Annotated in this window: 1 protein-coding gene; it reads right to left on the bottom strand. The window is 73.3% G+C overall.

Features of this window, described 5'->3' with window-relative positions:
• The coding region (locus QMZ26_RS21180; protein WP_283222589.1) for a type VI secretion system Vgr family protein at positions 1-1,268 on the bottom strand (1,268 nt) is incomplete at both ends.

Raw genomic sequence — 1,268 nt, 5'->3', positions numbered from 1 at the left:
TGCTGCAGGCTGGCCGACAGCAGCAGGCCTTCGCCGGCGTGCACGTTGCCCCAGCCCTGGGTGGCCAGCTCGAAGCCTTCGCCGCGCAGGGCGCCGCGGGCGGTGTCCTGGTGGGCGATGAGGTAGCCCAGCTCCAGCCGGCTGTCGGCCAGCGAGCTGTGCAGGCGCGTGCGCAGCTGGCCGGGCGTGTCGTCGATCACCCACTGCTGGGTGCCGCTGCCGTCATGGGCCTGGGTGTGCAGGCCGCTGAGCACGCCGGGATGGCGGGCGTTCTCGTCGATGCCGCCGCCGAAGGGCGGGGCGACTTCGCCGTTGTACAGCTGGCCGGTGATGCGCGGCTGGTCGATATCCCCGTGCAGGAACTCCACCAGCACCTCGGCGCCCACGCGCGGCAGGAAGGCGGTGCCCCAGTTGGGGCCGGCCACCCATTCGGCCGCCGACACCCAGCTGCCGCTGGTGTGGTCGCCGGGGGCATGGCCGGGCTGCGCGCTGCCGGTGTCGTTCAGGCCGCCCGGGTTGGGCTTGGTGCCGCGCTGCCAGCCGAACTGGATGCGCACCTGGTGTTCGCGGTTGGGGCTGAGCGCGGCATCGGCCACGCCCACCACGCGCGCGGTCTGCGGGCCGTGCAGCGTTGGGCGGTCCAGCGGCAGGGCGCGCAGCGGCACGTCGGCGCCGGTGGCGATGAAACTGTTGCGGTAGGCACCGCGTTCCAGCGCGGTGTTGTCCAACAGCTCGGCGATGCCCTGGTCCAGGTTGTTCACCGCCACGTGCTGCACGGCCAGCAGCTGGAAGGTCTGGCCGGCATGCTGCGGGTGCTGGGACAGGGCAAAGGTGGCGCCTGCACCGAGCTGGCGCTCGCTGCCGCTGCCGCTGTAGAGCACCTGGCCCACGCGCAGCGCATCCAGCCGCGCCTGTGCCTCGGCGTCGGCCCAGCCGGGCTGGGCGAAACGGCCGGCGCGCGGCTGCACGTAGACCTCCAGCGCGGGCAGGGTGCCGGCATCGGCGCTGGACTGCGCGGCCACGGCGTTGACCTGCTCGCTGTGCCAGCTGGCCACGGTGCTGGCGTTGGGCACCAGCTGCTGGCGCTCGGCGAAGGCGGTGATGCCGTCGCTGGCCTCGGCCATGTCGGCACGGTGGAAGCGGAACGTGCCGCTGTCCGGCAGCTCCGCGCCCGGCTCGAATACCACCAGGGTATGTGCGGCCTCATCGCCCTGCGCCTGCTCGATGCGCCAGGCCAGGCCGGCTTCGGCCAGCAGCCGGGTGACGAA

Source organism: Stenotrophomonas sp. PFBMAA-4, from assembly GCF_030053215.1.
Lineage (GTDB): Bacteria > Pseudomonadota > Gammaproteobacteria > Xanthomonadales > Xanthomonadaceae > Stenotrophomonas.
This window is presented reverse-complemented; position numbering and strand designations above follow the sequence as displayed.